This window comes from Bradyrhizobium sp. NBAIM08 (assembly GCF_020193935.1).
Taxonomy (GTDB): domain Bacteria; phylum Pseudomonadota; class Alphaproteobacteria; order Rhizobiales; family Xanthobacteraceae; genus Bradyrhizobium; species Bradyrhizobium yuanmingense.
Window position 1 is genome coordinate 77,718 of sequence record NZ_JADYVR010000008.1, and the last position, 19,120, is coordinate 96,837.

Annotated in this window: 20 protein-coding genes and 1 tRNA gene; 8 read left to right on the forward strand and 13 right to left on the reverse strand. The window is 65.1% G+C overall.

What is annotated here, in order from left to right; genetic code table 11:
• Positions 1-20 precede the first annotated feature (20 nt).
• Complete coding sequence (gene trxA / locus I6F37_RS25770) at positions 21-341, forward strand: thioredoxin (RefSeq protein WP_008540017.1); 321 nt, start codon at positions 21-23, stop codon at positions 339-341.
• Positions 342-498: 157 nt separating this feature from the next.
• Positions 499-1,506, forward strand: a complete 1,008-nt coding sequence (locus I6F37_RS25775; protein WP_225128106.1) for an ATP-dependent DNA ligase — start codon at positions 499-501, stop codon at positions 1,504-1,506.
• Positions 1,507-1,605: 99 nt separating this feature from the next.
• Here I6F37_RS25775 and I6F37_RS25780 read toward each other — a convergent pair whose 3' ends face one another.
• From I6F37_RS25780 to aroA, 12 genes are all read right to left on the reverse strand, one after another.
• Complete coding sequence (locus I6F37_RS25780) at positions 1,606-2,346, reverse strand: metallophosphoesterase (RefSeq protein ID WP_225153046.1); 741 nt, start codon at positions 2,344-2,346, stop codon at positions 1,606-1,608.
• Between the two features lie 104 nt (positions 2,347-2,450).
• Positions 2,451-3,794, reverse strand: coding sequence for a folylpolyglutamate synthase/dihydrofolate synthase family protein (locus I6F37_RS25785; RefSeq protein WP_225153048.1), 1,344 nt, complete (start codon positions 3,792-3,794; stop codon positions 2,451-2,453).
• Positions 3,791-4,732: an acetyl-CoA carboxylase, carboxyltransferase subunit beta gene (accD, locus tag I6F37_RS25790; RefSeq protein ID WP_036009106.1), complete on the reverse strand. Its 942-nt coding sequence runs from the start codon at positions 4,730-4,732 to the stop codon at positions 3,791-3,793. The genes I6F37_RS25785 and accD overlap by 4 nt, the downstream gene beginning before the upstream one ends.
• 171 nt (positions 4,733-4,903) lie before the next feature.
• Positions 4,904-5,740, reverse strand: a complete 837-nt coding sequence (trpA, locus tag I6F37_RS25795) for a tryptophan synthase subunit alpha (RefSeq protein ID WP_036009108.1) — start codon at positions 5,738-5,740, stop codon at positions 4,904-4,906.
• Positions 5,737-6,951, reverse strand: a complete 1,215-nt coding sequence (trpB, locus tag I6F37_RS25800) for a tryptophan synthase subunit beta (protein ID WP_225153050.1) — start codon at positions 6,949-6,951, stop codon at positions 5,737-5,739. The genes trpA and trpB overlap by 4 nt, the downstream gene beginning before the upstream one ends.
• Positions 6,948-7,607 carry a phosphoribosylanthranilate isomerase gene (locus tag I6F37_RS25805; RefSeq protein ID WP_225153052.1) on the reverse strand — a complete coding sequence of 220 codons (660 nt, stop codon included), beginning with the start codon at positions 7,605-7,607 and terminating at the stop codon, positions 6,948-6,950. The genes trpB and I6F37_RS25805 overlap by 4 nt, the downstream gene beginning before the upstream one ends.
• A 67-nt stretch (positions 7,608-7,674) precedes the next feature.
• Positions 7,675-8,067 carry a lipopolysaccharide assembly protein LapA domain-containing protein gene (locus I6F37_RS25810; protein WP_036009133.1) on the reverse strand — a complete coding sequence of 131 codons (393 nt, stop codon included), beginning with the start codon at positions 8,065-8,067 and terminating at the stop codon, positions 7,675-7,677.
• 82 nt (positions 8,068-8,149) lie between these two features.
• Positions 8,150-8,455 (reverse strand): integration host factor subunit beta, encoded by a 306-nt coding sequence (locus I6F37_RS25815; RefSeq protein ID WP_025032949.1) that lies wholly within the window; start codon positions 8,453-8,455, stop codon positions 8,150-8,152.
• A 172-nt stretch (positions 8,456-8,627) separates the two neighbouring features.
• Positions 8,628-9,608 carry a signal peptide peptidase SppA gene (gene sppA, locus I6F37_RS25820; protein ID WP_036024439.1) on the reverse strand — a complete coding sequence of 327 codons (981 nt, stop codon included), beginning with the start codon at positions 9,606-9,608 and terminating at the stop codon, positions 8,628-8,630.
• A 377-nt stretch (positions 9,609-9,985) separates the two neighbouring features.
• The gene (gene rpsA / locus I6F37_RS25825; protein ID WP_036009120.1) at positions 9,986-11,692 is read right to left on the reverse strand and encodes a 30S ribosomal protein S1; all 1,707 of its coding nucleotides are present in this window, start codon (positions 11,690-11,692) and stop codon (positions 9,986-9,988) included.
• Positions 11,693-11,958: 266 nt separating this feature from the next.
• Positions 11,959-12,597 carry a (d)CMP kinase gene (cmk, locus tag I6F37_RS25830; protein WP_036024437.1) on the reverse strand — a complete coding sequence of 213 codons (639 nt, stop codon included), beginning with the start codon at positions 12,595-12,597 and terminating at the stop codon, positions 11,959-11,961.
• A complete protein-coding gene (aroA, locus tag I6F37_RS25835) occupies positions 12,594-13,931 on the reverse strand; it encodes a 3-phosphoshikimate 1-carboxyvinyltransferase (RefSeq protein ID WP_225153054.1) in 1,338 nt (445 codons plus the stop codon). The genes cmk and aroA overlap by 4 nt, the downstream gene beginning before the upstream one ends.
• Before the next feature lie 158 nt (positions 13,932-14,089).
• Here aroA and I6F37_RS25840 point away from each other — a divergent pair, with 158 nt between their 5' ends.
• The 3 genes from I6F37_RS25840 (at position 14,090) to I6F37_RS25850 (ending at position 15,055) form a co-directional block, all read left to right on the forward strand.
• Entirely contained in the window at positions 14,090-14,497 is a 408-nt protein-coding gene (locus I6F37_RS25840; RefSeq protein WP_036009126.1) for a TIGR02300 family protein, read from the forward strand.
• A gap of 97 nt (positions 14,498-14,594) precedes the next feature.
• Positions 14,595-14,670, forward strand: a tRNA-Ala gene (locus I6F37_RS25845).
• Positions 14,671-14,818: 148 nt separating this feature from the next.
• On the forward strand, positions 14,819-15,055 hold the full coding sequence (locus I6F37_RS25850; RefSeq protein ID WP_225142425.1) for a GIY-YIG nuclease family protein: 237 nt from the start codon (positions 14,819-14,821) through the stop codon (positions 15,053-15,055).
• A gap of 3 nt (positions 15,056-15,058) precedes the next feature.
• Here the strand turns inward: I6F37_RS25850 and I6F37_RS25855 are convergent, their stop codons facing one another.
• Positions 15,059-15,517, reverse strand: coding sequence for a MarR family winged helix-turn-helix transcriptional regulator (locus I6F37_RS25855; RefSeq protein WP_074447577.1), 459 nt, complete (start codon positions 15,515-15,517; stop codon positions 15,059-15,061).
• 156 nt (positions 15,518-15,673) lie between these two features.
• On the opposite strand from I6F37_RS25855, the gene I6F37_RS25860 reads away from it, so the two are divergent.
• The 3 genes from I6F37_RS25860 (at position 15,674) to ugpB (ending at position 19,080) form a co-directional block, all read left to right on the forward strand.
• A complete protein-coding gene (locus I6F37_RS25860; RefSeq protein WP_036009140.1) occupies positions 15,674-16,099 on the forward strand; it encodes an organic hydroperoxide resistance protein in 426 nt (141 codons plus the stop codon).
• Between the two features lie 178 nt (positions 16,100-16,277).
• Complete coding sequence (locus tag I6F37_RS25865; RefSeq protein ID WP_036009143.1) at positions 16,278-17,480, forward strand: CaiB/BaiF CoA-transferase family protein; 1,203 nt, start codon at positions 16,278-16,280, stop codon at positions 17,478-17,480.
• A 283-nt stretch (positions 17,481-17,763) separates the two neighbouring features.
• Positions 17,764-19,080: a sn-glycerol-3-phosphate ABC transporter substrate-binding protein UgpB gene (gene ugpB / locus I6F37_RS25870; protein WP_036009146.1), complete on the forward strand. Its 1,317-nt coding sequence runs from the start codon at positions 17,764-17,766 to the stop codon at positions 19,078-19,080.
• Positions 19,081-19,120: the final 40 nt, after the last annotated feature.

The following is a 19,120-nucleotide window of genomic DNA, read 5'->3' on the forward strand; positions in this document are numbered from 1 at the left end:
AACCGAGTGAGGTACTCCCAATGGCCGTTAGCAAGGTTTCCGACGCCGATTTCGAAGCCGAAGTGCTCAAGGCGAACGGCCCCGTGGTCGTCGATTTCTGGGCCGAATGGTGCGGCCCCTGCCGCATGATCGCACCCGCGCTCGACGAGATCGCCGGCGCGATGGGCGACAAGGTCAAGATCGTGAAGCTCAATGTCGACGAGAGCCCGAAGACCGCCTCGAAGTACGGCGTGATGTCGATCCCGACCCTGATGATCTTCAAGGGCGGCGAGATGGCCTCGCGCCAGGTCGGCGCCGCGCCGAAGGCGAAGCTGCAGCAGTGGATCACCTCCGCGGTCTGATCCACTGGCGCAGGATTATTGGCGCAAGATTATTTTCGACAACGGCCGGCGAAAGCCGGCCGTTTGGCGTTGATGGGGCGTGTTCAGCGTATGACGAGTCCCGCCCTTGCCTGCTCCTCCCCGAAAGCGCGACCGCAAGCCCACCGCTCTCGCCGCAATGGAGGCGCGCTCGGTCGACGCGATCCCGCGCGGCGGTGAATGGCAATATGAACCCAAGTGGGACGGCTTCCGCTGCCTGTTGGCGCGCAACGGCAGCAACGTCGACCTGCGCTCCAAATCCGGCGAAGACCTCGCGCGCTACTTCCCGGAAGTCGTCACTGCTGCCTTGGAGCTGAAGGCCGACCGTTTCACGCTCGACGGCGAAATCGTCGTGCCGCACGGCAAGAGCTTTTCCTTCGACGCGCTGCTGCAACGCATTCATCCGGCGGCAAGCCGCGTGAAGAAGCTCTCGGTGGAGACACCGGCGCTCTACCTCGTCTTCGATCTGCTCGCGACATCCGGACAGAAGGGCCTGGCTGAGAAGACGCTGCGCGAACGGCGGCCGGCGCTGGAAGCCTTCGCGAAAGCCAACCTCAAGGGCAGCCTCTTCCGTCTTTCGCCGACGACGACGAGCTACGCCACAGCCAAAAAGTGGCTCGCGCAATCCGGCGGCGGCTCGGACGGCGTCATCGCCAAGCGGATCGATCTGCCCTATCAGGCGGGAAATCGCGACGGCATGCAGAAGATCAAGAAATTCCGCAGCGCCGATTGCGTGGTCGGTGGCTTCCGCTATGCCACCAACAAGATCGCCGGCCGGAACGTCGTCGGCTCGCTGCTGCTCGGGCTCTACGACGATGACGGCCTGCTGCATCACGTCGGCTTCACCTCGGCGATCAAGGCGGAGGCGAAGCCTGGTATGACCGATCGGCTCGAAGCACTGATCGGCGAGCCCGGCTTCACCGGCAACGCGCCGGGCGGGCCGAGCCGCTGGTCGACCGAGCGTTCCGCAAAGTGGTGTCCGCTCAAGCCGAAGCTGGTGATTGAGGTCTGCTACGACCATTTCAGCGGCGAACGCTTCCGTCACGGCACCTCAATCCTGCGCTGGCGCCCGGACAAGGCGCCGCGGCAATGCACGTTCGAGCAGCTGAAGCAGAAGGCGGCCGATCCGATGAAGCTGTTGAAGTAGCGCGTAGCCCGGATGGAGCGCAGCGTAATCCGGGAATCATGCCCCAAGCAACGATGGCCCCGGATTGCGCTCCGCTCTCTCCGGGCTACGCAGCAACACCTACTTGATCCACCCCGTCGCCAGCGCGTTCGCAAGCTCCGGCTGACCATTGCGGCGCGCCAGCGCGGCCATGGCCTCGTGATCGTAGGCGACGTGGCGGAACGTCACCTGCCAGGCAGCATCGGCACGTTCGAGGATCGCATAGCGCGCGTGCGGCGTGCCGGCCTCGACCACATGCGCGTACGGATGCTTGTCGCGAAAACCAGGGCTACCGACGCTGCCGGGATTGACGATCAGCCGGCCGTCGCGCAGGCGCACCGCGCGGGCGAGATGGGTGTGGGCGCACAGGATCAGCGATTGCGTGACGCCTTGGGCGAGTGGCTCGATGTGGTCGAGCGCGGACAGCGCCACCGTGCCGTCGGGATGCACGCTGTCGAGCCAGTACACCTCGTCATTGTCTGGCGTCGCATGGCAGAGAAACACCTGCTCACGGAAGACACGCGTCATCGGCTGCGCGCGCAGCCAATCGAGGTGGGCGGCGTCGAGCTGTTCATAGGCGGGACGATCCCACGAGCCCATCTTCTCCGGCGGACGGTCGAGCAGATAGCGGTCGTGATTGCCGAGGACGTGCACGGCGTCGAGCGGCATCAGGATCTCGATGGTGCGGCGCGCATCGAGCGGGCCACTCAGCATGTCGCCGAGATTGACGATGTCGGCAATACCGAGCGCGCGGATGTCGGCGAGCACGGCCTCCAGCGCGAGATAGTTTCCGTGGACATCGGCAATCGCGGCGAAGCGCATTGGCATTTCCTGTAGCCCGGATGGAGCGCAGCGTAATCCGGGACCTTCCTTGCTTGTGGCACGATCCCGGATTGCGCTTCGCTCCATCCGGGCTACGGCAACCTCTATGCAGGCGGCGTGCCGTTGATCGCCAGCACGTGGCCGGCGAGATACAGCGAGCCGGCGATCAGAATCCGCGGCGGCAGCTCGTAGGCGAGCTGCGCCAGCGCGCGCAGGGCGGCCTCGACGCCGGGGGCAGGCTCGACGCGCATGCCGAGGCTGCGCGCGGCATCGGCGAGACGGTCGACCGGCATCGCATTCTCCGTGTCGGGAATCGGCACTGCGATGATGTGGCGGGTGAGGCCGGCGAAATTGGCGAGGAAGGCGTGCGCATCCTTGTTGGCCATCATGCCGGCGATGATCACCAGCGGCCGTGACACCCGCTCCTCGAGATCGCCGAGCGCGGCCGCCGCCACGCGGCCGCCCTCGGCATTGTGGCCGCCGTCGAGCCAGATCTCCGAGCCCTGCGGACCCCAGGACAGCAACTCGCCCGAGGTGAGGCGCTGCATCCGCGCCGGCCAGTCGGCACCGACGATGCCGGCCTCGAACGCGGCGTGATTGACCTTGATGGTCGGCAGCGCGCGTAGCGTCGCGATCGCGAGCCCGGCATTGGCGAACTGGTGGCGCCCGAACAGACGCGGCGCCGGCAGATCCATCAAGCCGCGGTCGTCGGAATAGACCAGACGCCCGCGCTCGACATTGACGTGCCAGCTCTCGTTTGCGGCGAACAGCGGCGCGCGCATGCGCCGCGCCTGCGCTTCGATCACGGCCATCGCCTCCGGCATCTGCTCAGCGCAAATCACGGGCACGCCGCGCTTAATGATCGCGGCCTTCTCGCCGGCAATCGACGCCAACGTATCGCCGAGGAAATCCATGTGATCCATGCTGACGGGCGTGATCACAGAGGCCGCCGGCTGATCGACCACATTGGTCGAATCCAGCCGGCCGCCGAGGCCGACTTCGAGCAGCACGATGTCGGCCGGGTTCTGCGCGAACAGCAAGAAGGCAGCCGCCGTCTTCAGTTCGAACAATGTCGCGGCCTCGCCGGCATTGACGCGCTCGACCTCTTCCAACGCCGCGCGCAGTTCGTCGTCTCCGACGAGCACGCCACCACTGAGGCGGCCGAGCCGGAAGCATTCGTTGATGCGGACGAGATAAGGGGACGTATAGGCGTGGACGCCCAGACCTGAAGCCTCCAGCGTCGCGCGCAGATAAGCGAGCGTCGAGCCCTTGCCGTTGGTACCGGCAATGTGGATCACGGGCGGCAGCTTGCGCTCGGGGTGGCCGAGCCGCTCGAGCAGACGGTGCATCCGCTCCAGCCCGAGATCGATGCGCTTCTGATGCAGGGCCGACAGCCGCCCGATCACTTCATCGAGCGGTGTCTTTGCACTGTCAGGGGAGGCGTTCACGCGTGCGGCGCAGCCGGCGCCGTCTCGGCGGCCGATACGATCTGCGCCGGGCTTGCGACCGGCTGCACGGACTTCGATGCACCCTCCTGCGCCGGCGCCTTGGTCAAGAGGCGGCAGAGCCGCGCCAGCGTCGGCCGCAGTTCGTGGCGATGCACGACCATGTCGACCATGCCGTGCTCCTTGAGGTACTCGGCGCGCTGAAAGCCTTCAGGCAGCTTCTCGCGGATGGTTTGCTCGATCACGCGCGCGCCGGCGAAGCCGATCAGCGCGCCGGGCTCGGCGATCTGCACGTCGCCGAGCATCGCATACGACGCGGTGACGCCGCCGGTGGTCGGATTGGTCAGCACGACGATGTAGGGCAGCTTTGCCTCGCGCAGCATCTGCACCGCAACGGTGGTGCGCGGCATCTGCATCAGGGACAAAATGCCTTCCTGCATGCGTGCGCCGCCGCTCGCGGCGAACACGATGAACGGCGACTTCTTCTCGACCGCAAGCTCCATCCCGCGCACGATGGCCTCGCCCGCGGCCATGCCGAGCGAGCCGCCCATGAAGTCGAAATCCTGCACGGCGACGACGACCGCGGAGCCTTCGAGCTTGCCGTAGCCGACCTTGACCGCATCGTTCAGATTGGTCCGCGCCCGCGCATCCTTGACGCGGTCGACATATTTCTTCTCGTCGCGGAACTTGAGCGGGTCAGGGGTGACCTCGGGCAGCGCCACGTCGAACCAGGTCTCGTTGTCGAAGATCGACTTGAGCCGCGCGACCGCGCCCATGCGCATGTGATAGTTCGAGCCGGGAATGACGAACTGGTTGGCCTCGACGTCCTTGTAGAACACGAGCTGTCCGGAATCCGGGCACTTGATCCACAGGTTCTCCGGCGTCTCCCGCCGCAGCATGTTGCGGATCTTCGGCCGGACCACGTTGGTAAGCCAGTTCATGGTTTGCTCCGATGTGCGATCCCGCCGGGAATCGCCTGAAGGATATATGGCGGCCGGACATCTGCCCGGCAAGCCGCCGTGTCGCCCGCGTTAGAGCATGATCCGGAAAAGTGTGAAGCGGTTTTCCGACCAGACCATGCTCAAACTAAAGAGCTACAGCGGAATTATGGCCTATTCCGCCGCCTGCTGCGCGCCCTTGACGCCCTGGGCCAGAGCGGCCGTCAATTCGGCGACGGCGTTAACGGTCTTGGCGGTCGCCCGTCCCTCGGCATCGAGGCTGTTCTTGAGGGCGTCCACCAGCGCGGTGCCGACCACCGACCCATCGGCCTTCTCGGCAATGGCGCGCGCCGCCTCCGGCGTGCGGATGCCGAAACCGACGCAGATCGGCAGCCTGGTATGCCGCTTGATGCGCGCGACAGCTTCGCCGACGGCATTGGCGTCCGCCGCCGCCGCACCAGTGATGCCGGCGATCGAGACGTAATAGACAAAGCCTGATGTGTTCGCGAGCACCGCAGGCAGGCGCTTGTCGTCAGTGGTCGGCGTCGCCAGGCGAATGAAGTTGAGCCCCGCCTTCAGCGCAGGAATGCAGAGCTCGTCGTCTTCCTCCGGCGGCAAATCGACGATGATCAGGCCGTCGACGCCGGCCGTCTTGGCATCAGCCAAGAACTTGTCGACGCCGTAGATGTAGATCGGATTGTAATAGCCCATCAGCACCAGCGGCGTGACATTGTCGTCCTTGCGGAAGTCGCGCACCAGCTCCAGCGTCTTCTTCAAGGTCATGCCGATCTTGAGCGCACGCAGGCCTGCAGCCTGGATCGAAGGACCATCCGCCATCGGATCGGTGAAGGGAATGCCGAGTTCGATGACGTCGGCGCCGGACTTCGGCAGCGCCTTGACGATCTCGAGCGAGGTCGCGGGATCGGGATCGCCGGCCATCACATAGGTGACAAAGGCCGCGCGGCCTTGGCTTTTCAGCTCGGCAAAACGGGTATCGATACGCGTGGTCACTTCTTGCCCCTCAGGATGTCGCCGACCTGCGGGACGTCCTTGTCGCCGCGGCCGGAGAGATTGACGACCATCAGGTGGTCCCGCGGCCGCTTCGGCGCGAGCTCCATCACCTTGGCGATGGCATGCGCGGGCTCGAGCGCGGGGATGATGCCTTCGAGCTTTGACAGCAGCTGGAACGCGGCGAGCGCCTCGTCATCGGTCGCGGAGAGATAATTGACGCGGCCGACCTCGTGCAGCCAGGAATGCTCAGGGCCGATGCCGGGATAATCGAGACCGGCCGAGATCGAATGCGCGTCCTGGATCTGGCCGTCGGCATCCATCAAGAGATAGGTGCGGTTGCCGTGAAGCACGCCGGGGCGGCCGCCCGCGATCGAGGCCGCATGCAGCTGCGTCAGGCCATGGCCGGCGGCTTCGACGCCGAAGATCTCCACGGAGGAATCATCGAGGAACGGATGGAACAAGCCCATCGCGTTGGAGCCGCCGCCGATGCAGGCCACCAGCGAATCCGGCAGGCGCCCCTCGATCTCCTGCATCTGCGCCTTGGTCTCGTCGCCGATGACCGACTGGAAATCGCGCACCAAGGTCGGATAGGGATGCGGACCGGCCACCGTGCCGATGCAATAGAAGGTGTTATGCACGTTGGTGACCCAGTCGCGCAGCGCCTCGTTCATGGCATCCTTCAGCGTGCGCGTGCCCGACTGCACCGGCATCACCTTGGCGCCCAGCATCTCCATGCGGATGACGTTGGGCTGCTGCCGCTCGACGTCGACGGCGCCCATATAGATCACGCATTCGAGGCCAAAGCGCGCGCACAGCGTCGCGGTGGCAACGCCGTGCTGGCCCGCGCCGGTCTCGGCGATGATGCGCTTCTTGCCCATGCGCCGTGCCAGCATGATCTGGCCGAGCACGTTGTTCACCTTGTGCGAGCCGGTGTGGTTGAGCTCTTCACGCTTGAGATAGATCTTGGCGCCGCGGAGATGCTCGGTCAGGCGCTCGGCGAAATAGAGCGGCGAGGGCCGGCCGACATAGTTCTTGAGGTAGCCGTTCATCTCGGCCTGAAACGCCGGATCGGCCTTGGCCTCGGTGTAGGCCTTCTCCAGGTCGAGGATCAGCGGCATCAAAGTTTCGGCGACGAAGCGTCCGCCGAAAATGCCGAAATGGCCGCGATCGTCGGGGCCGCTGCGGTAGGAGTTTGGCTTGGCAATGTTCATCGGACGCTTAACTCTTGGGTGGCGCGCGCGGCGCGGAGGAAGGCCTTGATCATGTCAGGATCCTTGACGCCGGGCGCGCTCTCGACGCCCGAGGACACGTCGACGCCGCTGGCGCGGGTGACACGAAGGGCCTCGGCGAGATTCTCGGCGTGCAGCCCCCCCGAAACCATATAGGGCAGTTTCAGATCGAGCTTTTCGAGCAGGTGCCAGTCGAAGGGCTCCCCGAGGCCGCCGGGCCGCGTCGCGTCCTTCGGCGCGCGCGCATCGAACAGGATGCGATCGGCGACCGCGGCGTAGCCGGGCAGCACCGCGAGATCGGCCGCTGTCGCGACCGGGACCGCCTTCATCACCGGGCGGCCGAAGCGTTGCTTGAGGTCGCGCAGCCGCGCCACGCTCTCCCCGCCGTGGAGCTGGAAGATGTCCGGCGACAGCGCGTCCATGATGCTGTCGAGCGTTGCGTCATCGGCATCGACCGTGAGCGCCACCTTGAGCGCGCGCCGCTTGACCTGACGGCCGAGGTCACGGCCGAGTTCCAGGGACAGGTGCCGGGGCGACGGCGGAAAGAACACGAACCCGACCATGTCGGCGCCCGCCTCGAGCGCCGTTTCGAGCGTCTCGGGCGTGGACAGGCCGCAGATCTTGACGAGCAGGGACATGGTCTCAAAGCGGGTAGAGGCCGCGGGTCCGCGGCCGGAAAACGGGGCTTTTCGGTCGGGGCCGCTTCTACAACGTCGCGCGCTGCTTGTCTCGCCCGACGGGCCCGTACAGGCCCATCCCGGAGGGAACGGGAAGGCGCTGGGACTCCGCCTTCGCTGCCGTCGCCTGGGCCCGCAGATCGGCCAGTTCGGCCCTGACGGCCCGGGCCTCCGCGTCATTCCGGCGTGCCGCGCGCCGCCAGCGCCGCTGGCCGAGCCAGACGGCGGAGCCGCCCGCGACAACGCCCAGGGCCGCCGCCAGGATCAGCAACAGGAACAGCGGCAGGGTGATCGACAGCGAGGGGTCGTCGGCAATGAAGGGGTCGAAGGAGACCGTGACGAAATGCCTGTTGGCGACGGCGAACGCCACCAGGATCAGGCCCAGCGGAAGTACGATCAGCGCGGTCAGGAACTTTCGCATCTGGCTTCGCTCGCCTTGAATCAAGCTTGCGGCCGCATCCTGTGCGACCGCGAAAAACCCCAAAGCGCGCTCACATCGCGCTCTAGTCTACGCCGCCGGGATCCGGATGGTCGCGGTTCAGCCGCTCGCGCATTTCCTTGCCGGTCTTGAAGAACGGAACGCTCTTCTGATCGACGGGCACATGGGCGCCGGTGCGTGGATTGCGCCCTGCACGCGCAGGGCGATGCTTGACCGAGAAGGCACCGAAGCCGCGCAGCTCCACGCGATCACCGCGTGCAAGCGCCGCTACGATCTCTTCGAGAATCGCATTCACAATGTTCTCGACATCCCGCTGGTACAGATGCGGGTTGTGCTCGGCGATACGCTGAACAAGTTCGGATTTGATCATCGAGAGATAGGACCCGGGAGCGTGCGGATGACCATTTCCGTGAAAATACCGTGATCTGTCAAGACGCTAAATCAAGGATGGGCGTCGTGAAAATGCGTGACAAATGCCGAAAAAGCAGGCTGCGCCAGCACGCGTCAGACGCGAAAAAGCTCTGAAACTCGCCTGCCGACGGTCAGTTGGACGCAGCCGGCTGCCACAAGGCCAGCATTCCATCCATTCCGAGCCGATCCACCGCCTGCGCGACGCCGGTTTGCCCGATCTGGTGCGCGATCGAGCCCAAACCGAGCGCTTCCAGCGTCAATGCGGCCGCCGTCTTCAGGAACGGCAGGTCGCCGAAGCGCGGCTGGAGCTTGTAGTCGCGCACCGGTAGCCCCTTCTTGACGCCCTTCTGCTCGACCAGCCAGGTCACGGCCGTCTTCTCGTCGCCGATCTGGTCGATCAGCTTGAGATCGATCGCCTGGCGCCCGGTGAAGACGCGGCCGTCGGCGACTTTTTCGAGCTGCGTGTCATCCATGCCACGCCGCTCCTTCACCATCCCCTTGAACCAGGCATAGGAATCCTTCACCAGCGCATCGAGCGCGGCGCGCGCCTCGGGACTGGTCGGCTCAAAACCGTTGGGCGCCGCCTTCAGCGGCGAGGACTTCACCTCCTCGACCTTGACGCCGATCGTCTTCATGAGCTCGGAGAGGTTGGGGTACTGGAACAGCACGCCGATGGAGCCGACCAGGGAGCTTTGCTGGGCGACGATGTGGTCGCTCGCAATCGCGGTGATGTAGCCCCCGGAGGCGGCCAGCCCCTCGACCACCACTACCAGCGGCTTTTTCGCCTTGAGACGGACCAGCGAGTCATAGAGCTGCTCGGAGCCTGCGGTGGTGCCGCCGGGCGAGTTGATGTGAACGATGACGGCGGCGGCCTGCGAATTCTCGAGCCGCTCCAGCGCCTGCGTGCGGTCGGAATCGCTGCGGATCAATCCCTCTATCTGGACGCGCGCGATCGAGCCGGCGGATGCGAGGGTGCCGCGTGCACCGGGCGTCGCAATCAGCGCGAAGCTTGCAATCGCCGCGATCGCGATCAGCGCCGCCATCACCCGCCAGAACGTCAGCTTGCGGCGGATCCTGCGGCGATCGACGATGATGTCCGAATCGAGCGACATCGGAATATCTCCAAATGAAAGATCAGGCGCGTTGTGCCGTCACGGCGTGACCATTGGCCTATCTCGATACATCAATTGCGGCGCAATTTGAAGAAAACAAGGCCTCATGTGGGGCAAGCAAGTCGTCGCAGACTCGGTCGTCGTCCCCGCCTAGTGCGCAATTGCGCACGGGGGCGGGGACCCACAACCCCAAGGAGGAGTCGTCGAGCGAGCTGGCAACTCCGAGTCTTCGTCAAACTCCTCCCTGGGGTTATGGGTCCAGGATCGGCGCTCCGCTTCGCGTCGCTTGTCCGGGACGACAGCGGAGTTCGTGGAGACAGCAACAAAAAAGCCCCGGCTTGCGCCGGGGCCTTGATGTCGCAAAACGGACGTTTCGCTTACTTGCTGTCGCGGTTCTTCAGCGCGGTGCCGAGGATGTCGCCCAGCGTCGCACCCGAATCCGAGGAGCCGTACTGCGCGATGGCTTCCTTCTCTTCGGCGACTTCGAGCGCCTTGATCGACACCTGGACCTTGCGGGCCTTCTTGTCGAACTGGATGACGCGGGCATCGACCTTCTCGCCGACGGCGAAGCGTTCGGCGCGCTGGTCGTTGCGGTCACGGGCGAGCTCGGAGCGCTTGATGAAGGTGGTGAAGTCGGTACCGGCGATCTTCACCTCGATACCGCTTTCCTTCACTTCGAGCACTTCGCAGGTCACGACCGCACCCTTCTTGACATCGCCCGGCTCGGCGAAGGGATCGCCTTCGAGCTGCTTGATGCCGAGCGAGATGCGCTCCTTCTCGACGTCCACATCGAGCACCACGGCCTTCACCATGTCGCCCTTCTTGTAGTTGTCGATCACCTGCTCGCCCGGAAGCTTCCAGTCGAGATCGGAGAGGTGGACCATGCCGTCGACGTCGCCCTCGAGGCCCAGGAACAGACCGAACTCGGTCTTGTTCTTGACCTCGCCCTCGACCACCGAACCGGTCGGGTGCTTCTCGACGAAGACCTCCCAGGGGTTGCGCATGGTCTGCTTGAGGCCGAGCGAGATGCGGCGCTTGACGGAATCCACTTCCAGCACCTGCACGTCGACTTCCTGCGAGGTCGACACGATCTTGCCGGGGTGCATGTTCTTCTTGGTCCACGACATCTCGGAGACATGGATCAGGCCTTCGATGCCCGGCTCGAGCTCGACGAACGCACCGTAGTCGGTGATGTTGGTGACGCGGCCGGTGAAGCGGGCACCCAGCGGGTACTTGGCTTCGATGCCCTGCCACGGATCGTCCAGCAGCTGCTTCATGCCCAGCGAGATGCGGTGCGTCTCGTGGTTGATCTTGATGATCTTGACCTTCACGGTCTGGCCGATCGAGAGCACCTCGGTCGGGTGGTTGACGCGGCGCCACGCGATGTCGGTGACGTGCAGGAGGCCGTCGATGCCGCCGAGGTCGACGAACGCACCGTAATCGGTGATGTTCTTGACCACGCCGTCGATGACCTGACCCTCTTCGAGGTTCTGCACCAGCTCCTGGCGCTGCTCGGCCCGGGTCTCTTCGAGCACCGTGCGGCGGGACACGACGATGTTGCCGCGGCGGCGGTCCATCTTCAGGATCTGGAACGGCTGCGAGTTGTTCATCAGCGGCGCAACGTCGCGGATCGGCCGGATGTCGACCTGCGAGCGCGGCAGGAAGGCCACGGCACCGTCGAGGTCGACGGTGAAGCCGCCCTTGACCTGGTTGAAGATGACGCCGTTGACCTTCTCGTTGTTCTGGAACGCCTTCTCCAGCTTGCCCCAGCTCTCTTCGCGTCGCGCCTTGTCGCGCGACAGCACGGCTTCGCCGAGAGCGTTTTCGATGCGATCGAGGAACACTTCCACCTCGTCGCCGACCTTGAGGTCGCTCTCACGGCCGGGGCCGGAAAATTCGCGCAGCGCGACGCGGCCCTCGGTCTTCAGGCCGACGTCGATGACGGCCATGTCCTTTTCAATTGCAACCACCTTGCCCTTGACGACGGAGCTTTCCTGCAGGTTGCCACCTGCGAAGGACTCGTCGAGCATCGCGGCGAAATCGTCGCGCGACGGGCTATAGGTATCAGCAGAAGTCGAAGCCATTTGTTCTCCAGTTGCGGATGTCTTGCCGGCCGTTGGGTTCATGGGCGCATCGCGCGCGCAGTGTCGGAAGGTCCGCAAGACCTTCGAGCGACCGCTCGTTGCCCTGATCTAGCGACCAGAACAGCGGAAGCGGGCCGGCTGAGGCCCGCGCGTTCGATACGTTGAAAGCTTGTCCGGAACCTGGATCGCGCCGGTCCCGAAACCGGGACGAAGCGTATCGACCTCAAAGAGCGGGAGCGGGCACTTCCTCCAATGACGGCGGCGGCTTAACCCCGCGACCGGCCCGCTCGGACAGCCTCGATAATGTCGATGGCGGCCCGGACGCCGCCTTCTATATCCAGTTGGGAGTTATCTAGCAAGTAAGCATCCGGGGCCGGTTTCAGAGGCGCAATCGGCCGATTCTTGTCACGTTCGTCACGCTGGAGGATGTCGGCGAGTACGGCCGCCTCGTCCGCCTCCTCGCCGCGCGCTTTGGCCTCCATGGTGCGGCGCCGGGCGCGGACCTTGGGGTCGGCGACCACGAAGATCTTCACGTCGGCATGGGGGCAGATCACGGTTCCAATATCGCGGCCGTCGAGCACGGCGCCGGGCGGATCGGCGGCGAACTGGCGCTGGAAATTGACCAGGACCTCGCGAACCCGAGGGATTGCCGACACGATCGAGGCTCCCTCGCCGGCCTTCTGGGTCTTCAGCGCAGGATTGCCGAACTTTTCGGGATCGAGCTCCAACGCGGCCTGCACCGCAGCCGCCTCATCGTTGAGATCGTGCCCCGACTGCATCAGGGCATAGGCGACCGCGCGATAGATCACGCCGGTATCGAGATGACGATAGCCGTAATGGTGGGCGAGACGCTTGCCGAGCGTCCCCTTGCCCGAAGCCGCGGGCCCGTCGATGGCGATGATCATGAGAACTCGGCCCCTAACGAACGCATCATCGGAATGAAGTCCGGGAAGCTAGTGGCGATGAAGGCGGTGTCGTCGACGGTCACGGGCTGATCGGAGGCGCAGCCCATCACCAGCGCGGACATCGCGATGCGATGGTCCATATGGGTGGCGACAGTGCCGCCGCCCGGGACGTGGCCGCGGCCCTCCACGATCAGATCGTCGCCGGAGACCTCGACCTTGACGCCGTTGACGCGCAGCATGGCGGCGGTGGCTTCAAGCCGGTCGGATTCCTTGACGCGCAGCTCCTGCAGGCCGCGCATGATCGTGGTGCCTTCGGCGAACGACGCCGCCACCGCCAGCACCAGATATTCGTCGATCATCGACGGCGCGCGCTCGGGCGGCACCTCGACGCCGCGCAGCTTCGACGCCCGCACGCGCAAGCGCGCCATCGGCTCGCCGGCATCGCCGCGCACTTCGCTCTCCTCGATGGAGGCGCCCATTTCGCGCAGCGTGGTGAACAGCCCAGTGCGCAGCGGATTGGTCATGACGTCGGACAGCACGACATCGGAGCCCTCCACGATCAGCGCCGCGACGATCGGGAAGGCGGCCGAAGAGGGATCGGCGGGCACCACGACATTGGCGCCATGCAGCTCGGGCTGGCCCACCAGCGTGATGCGGCGGCCGTGCCGGCCTTCCTGGACCGAGGTGATGTCGGCGCCGAAATGCTTCAGCATCAGCTCGGTGTGGTCGCGGCTGGCCTCGGTCTCGATGACCGTGGTGGTGCCGGGAGCGGCGAGGCCCGCCAGCAGCACGGCCGATTTGATCTGGGCCGAGGCGACAGGGGTCGTGTAGACGATCGGCAGGGGGTCGCGCGCGCCCTGGAGGGTCAGCGGCAGGCGCCCGCCCTCGCCGCCGGCGGTGACTCTGGCACCCATCTTTTCCAGGGGATCGAGGATCCGGCGCATCGGTCGGCTGCGCAGCGAGGCGTCGCCGTCGAACACCGCCGAAATCGGGCAGCCGGCGACGGCGCCCATGACCAGCCGGCAGCCGGTGCCGGAATTGCCGAAATCCAGTGCTGCCTTGGGCTGGGCGAAGCCTCCGACCCCGACGCCGTTGACGGTCCAGGCGAAATCGCCGGTGCGCTCGACGCTGGCGCCCAGCGCCTGCATCGATTTGGCGGTGTTGAGGACGTCCTCGCCCTCGAGCAGGCCCGAAATCCTGGTCTCGCCGACCGCGAGCGCGCCCAGGATGAGGGCGCGGTGGGAGATCGACTTGTCGCCGGGCACCCGTACTTTCCCGGCCAGGGGACCGCTGGCGCGAGACTGGAGCGGCCTCGGTTGATCGGAATGGGTCAAGATTGTGTCCTTGAATAGGCCCGGTGGGCTGGCGCGCAGGTACCACATGGTCCGCGCCCCGTCACGGGCATGTCGTTCTCCCGTAATGCGCTATTGACAGCGGGCCGCCAACTAGCCAAGTGAAGCACCGCTTTTCAGACATTCCCAGGATTCCTGCCGTGGCCAAGTCCGAACTCGGAACCAAACGTATTTGCCCGACCACGGGCAAGAAGTTCTATGACCTCAACAAGAATCCGGTGATCTCGCCCTATACCGGCGAAGTGGTGCCGATCGCCCCGGTCGCTCCTGCCCGCGGCCCCCGTGCGGCCGAGGCCCGCAACATGGCCCAGGACAACGCGCCGGAGCCGGCGGAGACCGAGGAGTTGGTCTCGCTCGAGGAGGCCGATGCCGAGGAGAACACCGGCAAGGTCAAGGCGGTCGTGCCCGAATCGGAGGACGATATCGAGGTCGACGAGACCCTCGACGACGATGATGACGACGATTCGACCTTCATTGCCGACGAGGAAGAGGGCGATGAGGACGTGACCGACATCATTGGTGATGTCGGCGGTGATGAAGAGACTTGAGATCAGCCCTGATCTGTGAAAAAGGGTGCACCGCGCGAGTCGCCTAGAGCGCTCGCCGGCCGGGACGGGTCCCCCAGGATCCTCCCATTTGGACTAAGGGGCCATAGCTCAGCTGGGAGAGCGCTTGCATGGCATGCAAGAGGTCGGCGGTTCGATCCCGCCTGGCTCCACCAGGCTTCGCCAGCTACGGCTCGGCAAGCCAGCTCCGCTCCCTCGTGGCGAAGCTAGCGAAGGCTGCCGCGGCGAAGCCCGAAGGGCGAAGCCGGCTTCAGCAAAACAAGAGCGGGTGTAAGCTCTCCTCGCCTACCGAGGAGTGTGCCCGTGAAGTACGTCTACATCCTTGAGAGCCTTGATTCTCTCCACTTCTATGTCGGGATCACTGACGACCTCCGCGCCCGACTGGCAAAGCACAATGCTGGCGAGGTGCCCCACACTTCGAAATACGGACCTTGGCGGCTCAAGACTTACGTCGCATTCAGCGACGAGAAGCAGGCCGTCGCATTCGAAAAGTACTTGAAGTCAGCATCAGGCCGCTCCTTCGCCAAGAAGCGGCTTTAGCCCCTACTCCCCGATCACCGCATTCAGCCGATCCCTCAGCGCGACGATCTCGTCTTTCATCGCGACCAGCTCCGACACCGAGCAGTCCGATGCCGCCAGGATCGATTGCGGCACGCTGCGGGCCTTTTCCTTCAGCGCATGGCCCTGCGGCGTCAGGGCGATCAGAACCTGGCGCTCGTCCTCACGCGAGCGGGTGCGCCTGACGAGATGGGCGGCCTCGAGGCGCTTCAGCAGCGGCGTCAGCGTGCCCGAATCCAGGAACAGCTTCTCGCCGATCTCCTTGACCGGCACGTCGTCGCGCTCCCACAGCACCAGCATGACCAGATATTGCGGATAGGTCAGGCCGAGCCGATCGAGCAGCGGCTTGTAGACGCGGTTAAAGGCGTGCGTAGCGGAATAGACCGCGAAGCAGATCTGGTTGTCGAGACGAAGCGGGTCTACCGCCGTTGATTTCCGGGCCATGAAGAATCCTGCGCGTTTCTCCCATTCTGGGCCCGGCCGGCGCCACATTCAATTGCGAACAATTAAATGTGACGCGCGATCGAATTAGATTGCGCGCAATCTAATTGTCTGCGATAAAGCTTACACCCCAACCCGGAAAGACCCGAGGAGACGACAATGTCCGTGAACGTCCTCTACAAAACCAGCGCCAAGGCCACCGGCGGCCGCGACGGCCATGCTGCGACCCTCGACGGCGCGCTCGACGTCAAGCTCACCACGCCGAAGGAGCTCGGCGGTGGCGGCGGCGCTGGCAACAATCCCGAGCAGCTGTTCGCGGCCGGCTATGCCGCCTGCTTCATCGGCGCGATGAAGTTCGTGGCCTCGCAGGGCGGCCCGAAGGTGCCTGCCGACGCCTCGGTCACCTCGACCGTCGGCATCGGCCCGCGCTCCGAGGGCGGCTTCGGCCTCGATATCGACCTCGCGGTCTCGCTGCCGGGCCTTGCCCGCGCAGACGCCGAGGCGCTGGTGGCGAAGGCGCATCAGGTGTGCCCGTACTCCAATGCCACGCGCGGCAATGTCGACGTTCGCCTGACGGTGGTCTGATCGGCAGCGCGGATCGGCTGGCCCGGGGCCCCCCTCGGGCCGGCCGCTTACGAGGGAATTTGCCACCCCGCGGCATGGCTGCTCGGCGGCGCATACGGCTCCACGCTCGGCGCCATTGCTGGCGCAAACAAACCTCGCTAGGCCTGTGATCCAATGATCGACACAGGGAAGCGAAGGCATGACTGAAGCAGCAACGGGCGCCATGAGCGGATTGCGCGTCATCGATCTCACGCGCGTGCTCGGCGGTCCCTACTGCACCCAGATCCTCGCCGACCACGGCGCCGACGTGATCAAGGTCGAGCCGCCCGCGGGCGACGAGGTGCGCGAATGGGGCCCTCCGTTCCACGAGGAGGATGCGGCCTATTTCGTCGGCATCAACCGCAACAAGCGCTCGATCGGCCTCGACCTCGCCTCCGAGGGCGGCCGAATCGTGCTGCTCAAGATGCTGGAGACCGCCGACGTCCTGATCGAGAATTTCAAGCCGGGCACGCTGGAGAAATGGGGCATCGGCAACGACGTCCTCAGCAAGAAATATCCCCGCCTCGTGCATTGCCGGATCTGCGGCTTCGGCGCCGACGGCCCGCGCGGCGGCAACCCCGGCTACGATGCCATCATCCAGGCCATGACCGGCATGATCGCAGCGACCGGCTCGCCCGAGAGCGGGCCGATGCGGATCGGCGTGCCCTTGGTCGACATCACCACCGGACTTTATGCGGCGATCGGCATCCTGATGGCGCTGTCGGAGCGGCAGCGGTCGGGCAAGGGCCAGTTCCTGGAGACGACGCTGTACGAGACCGGCCTTGCCATCATGCATCCGCACACCGCGAATTATTTCATGCATGGCAAGCCGCCTGGTCTCACCGGCAACGAGCATCCGAACCTCGTGCCTTACGCGATCTTCCCGACCAAGACCGACAACATCTTCATCGGCGTCGGCAATGACGGCACCTTCCGCAAGCTGGCGAAGGAGATCGGCAAGCCCGAGCTCGGCACCGATCCGCGCTTTGCCCGCAACAAGGACCGCATCGCCAATCGCGAGGCACTGCGCGCCGAGCTTGCGGCCGTGTTCAGCCAGCACGAGGCCGAGCCGCTGTGCAACCGCCTGCTCGCAGCCGGCCTGCCTGCAGGTCCCGTGCAGAAGATCGACCAGGCGTTGACCAATCCGCACACGATCGCGCGTGGCGATATTATCGAGAAGGACTGGTACAAGGGCGTTGCCTCGCCGATCCGGCTCGACCGCAGCAAGCCGAGCCTGCGCCGCGTGCCGCCGAAATTCAGCCAGCATGCGGCCGAGGTGCTGGGCGAGTTCGGCTACTCCAAGGCCGAGATCGACGCGATGGTCGAAAAAGGCACTGTCTGCGGTCCCGAGCGGAAACGCTGAGCTAAGGCGAGCGTCAACGGTGGTGCGCTCCCTCTCCCGCTTGCAAGTGGGAGAGGTTCGGAGCCCGCGGCACGATAGTGCCTCATCTCAATGCCGCACTGCGGCGCGCGCACGCATGTGCAGCGCGAACGGAGTTGGCTGACGGCTCCGTCTTGGCCTATTTGACAACTTCCCATTTGGCCGCGCTTGCTGCTTTCGTTTCTCCCGCTTACACAGTCATGTGAACGTCATATGGCGCTGCTAGCGCAAGCGCTTCTTTAGTGACGGGCAAGGGAGGTTCTTGATGGCTCTTCGACATTTTGGCACGGCGGCGGCCGTCGCACTCACAATTGGTCTCGGCGCGTCGCCGGCGCTTGCCGTGACCGAAATCCAGTGGTGGCACGCGATGACCGGCGCCAACAACGACGTCATCGTCAGGCTCGCCAACGATTTCAACACCACGCAGAGCGACTACAAGGTGATCCCGACCTACAAGGGCAACTACGCCGACACGATGAACGCCGGCATCGCCGCGTTCCGCGCCGGCAACGCGCCGCACATCATGCAGGTGTTCGAGGTCGGCACCGCCACCATGATGGCCGCGACCGGCGCCGTGAAGCCGGTCTACAAGCTGATGGCCGAGACCGGCGAGAAGTTCGATCCGAAGGCCTATCTGCCTGCGATCACCGGCTATTACTCGACCTCGAAGGGCGAGATGCTGTCCTTCCCGTTCAACTCGTCCTCGACCGTGATGTGGGTCAACCTCGACGCACTGAAGAAAGCGAATGTCGAGGTGCCGAAGACCTGGCCCGAAGTGTTCGACGCCGCCAAGAAGCTGAAGGCGGCCGGCCACGCCACCTGCGGCTTCTCCAACTCCTGGGTCACCTGGGTCAATCTCGAGCAGCTCTCCGCTTGGCACAACGTGCCGCTCGCCAGCAAGGCCAACGGCCTCGACGGTTTCGACACCGTGCTGTCCTTCAACGGTCCGCTCCAGGTCAAGCATCTCGAAAATCTGGTCGAGCTCCAGAAGGACAAGACCTACGACTATGCCGGCCGCACCAACACCGGCGAAGGCCGCTTCACGTCGGGCGAATGTCCGCTCTACCTGACCTCGTCCGCGTTCTTCGGCAACGTCAAGGCGCAGGCCAAGTTCGCCTTCACCGCGGTGCCGATGCCCTATTACCCGGACGCCAAGGGCGCGCCGCAGAACTCGATCATCGGCGGTGCCTCGCTCTGGGTAATGGGCGGCAAACCGGCGGACGATTACAAGGGCGTCGCCAAATTCTTCTCCTTCCTCTCGGACACCGATCGCCAAGTCTACATCCACAAGGCCTCGGGCTATCTGCCGATCACCAAGGCAGCCTATGAGAAGGCCAAGGCGGATGGCTTCTACAAGGATCAGCCCTATCTGGAGACGCCGCTGCTCGAGCTGACCAACAAGGAGCCGACCGAGAATTCGCGCGGCCTGCGCCTCGGCAACATGGTGCAGCTCCGTGACGTCTGGGCGGAGGAGATCGAGCAGGCGCTGGCCGGCAAGAAGACCGCCAAGCAGGCGCTGGACGCGGCCGTCGAGCGCGGCAACACCATGCTGCGCCAGTTCGAAAAGACCGCCGTGAAGTAAGGCGACAAGCGGCAGGCCGGTCGCCCGGCCTGCCGCGCTG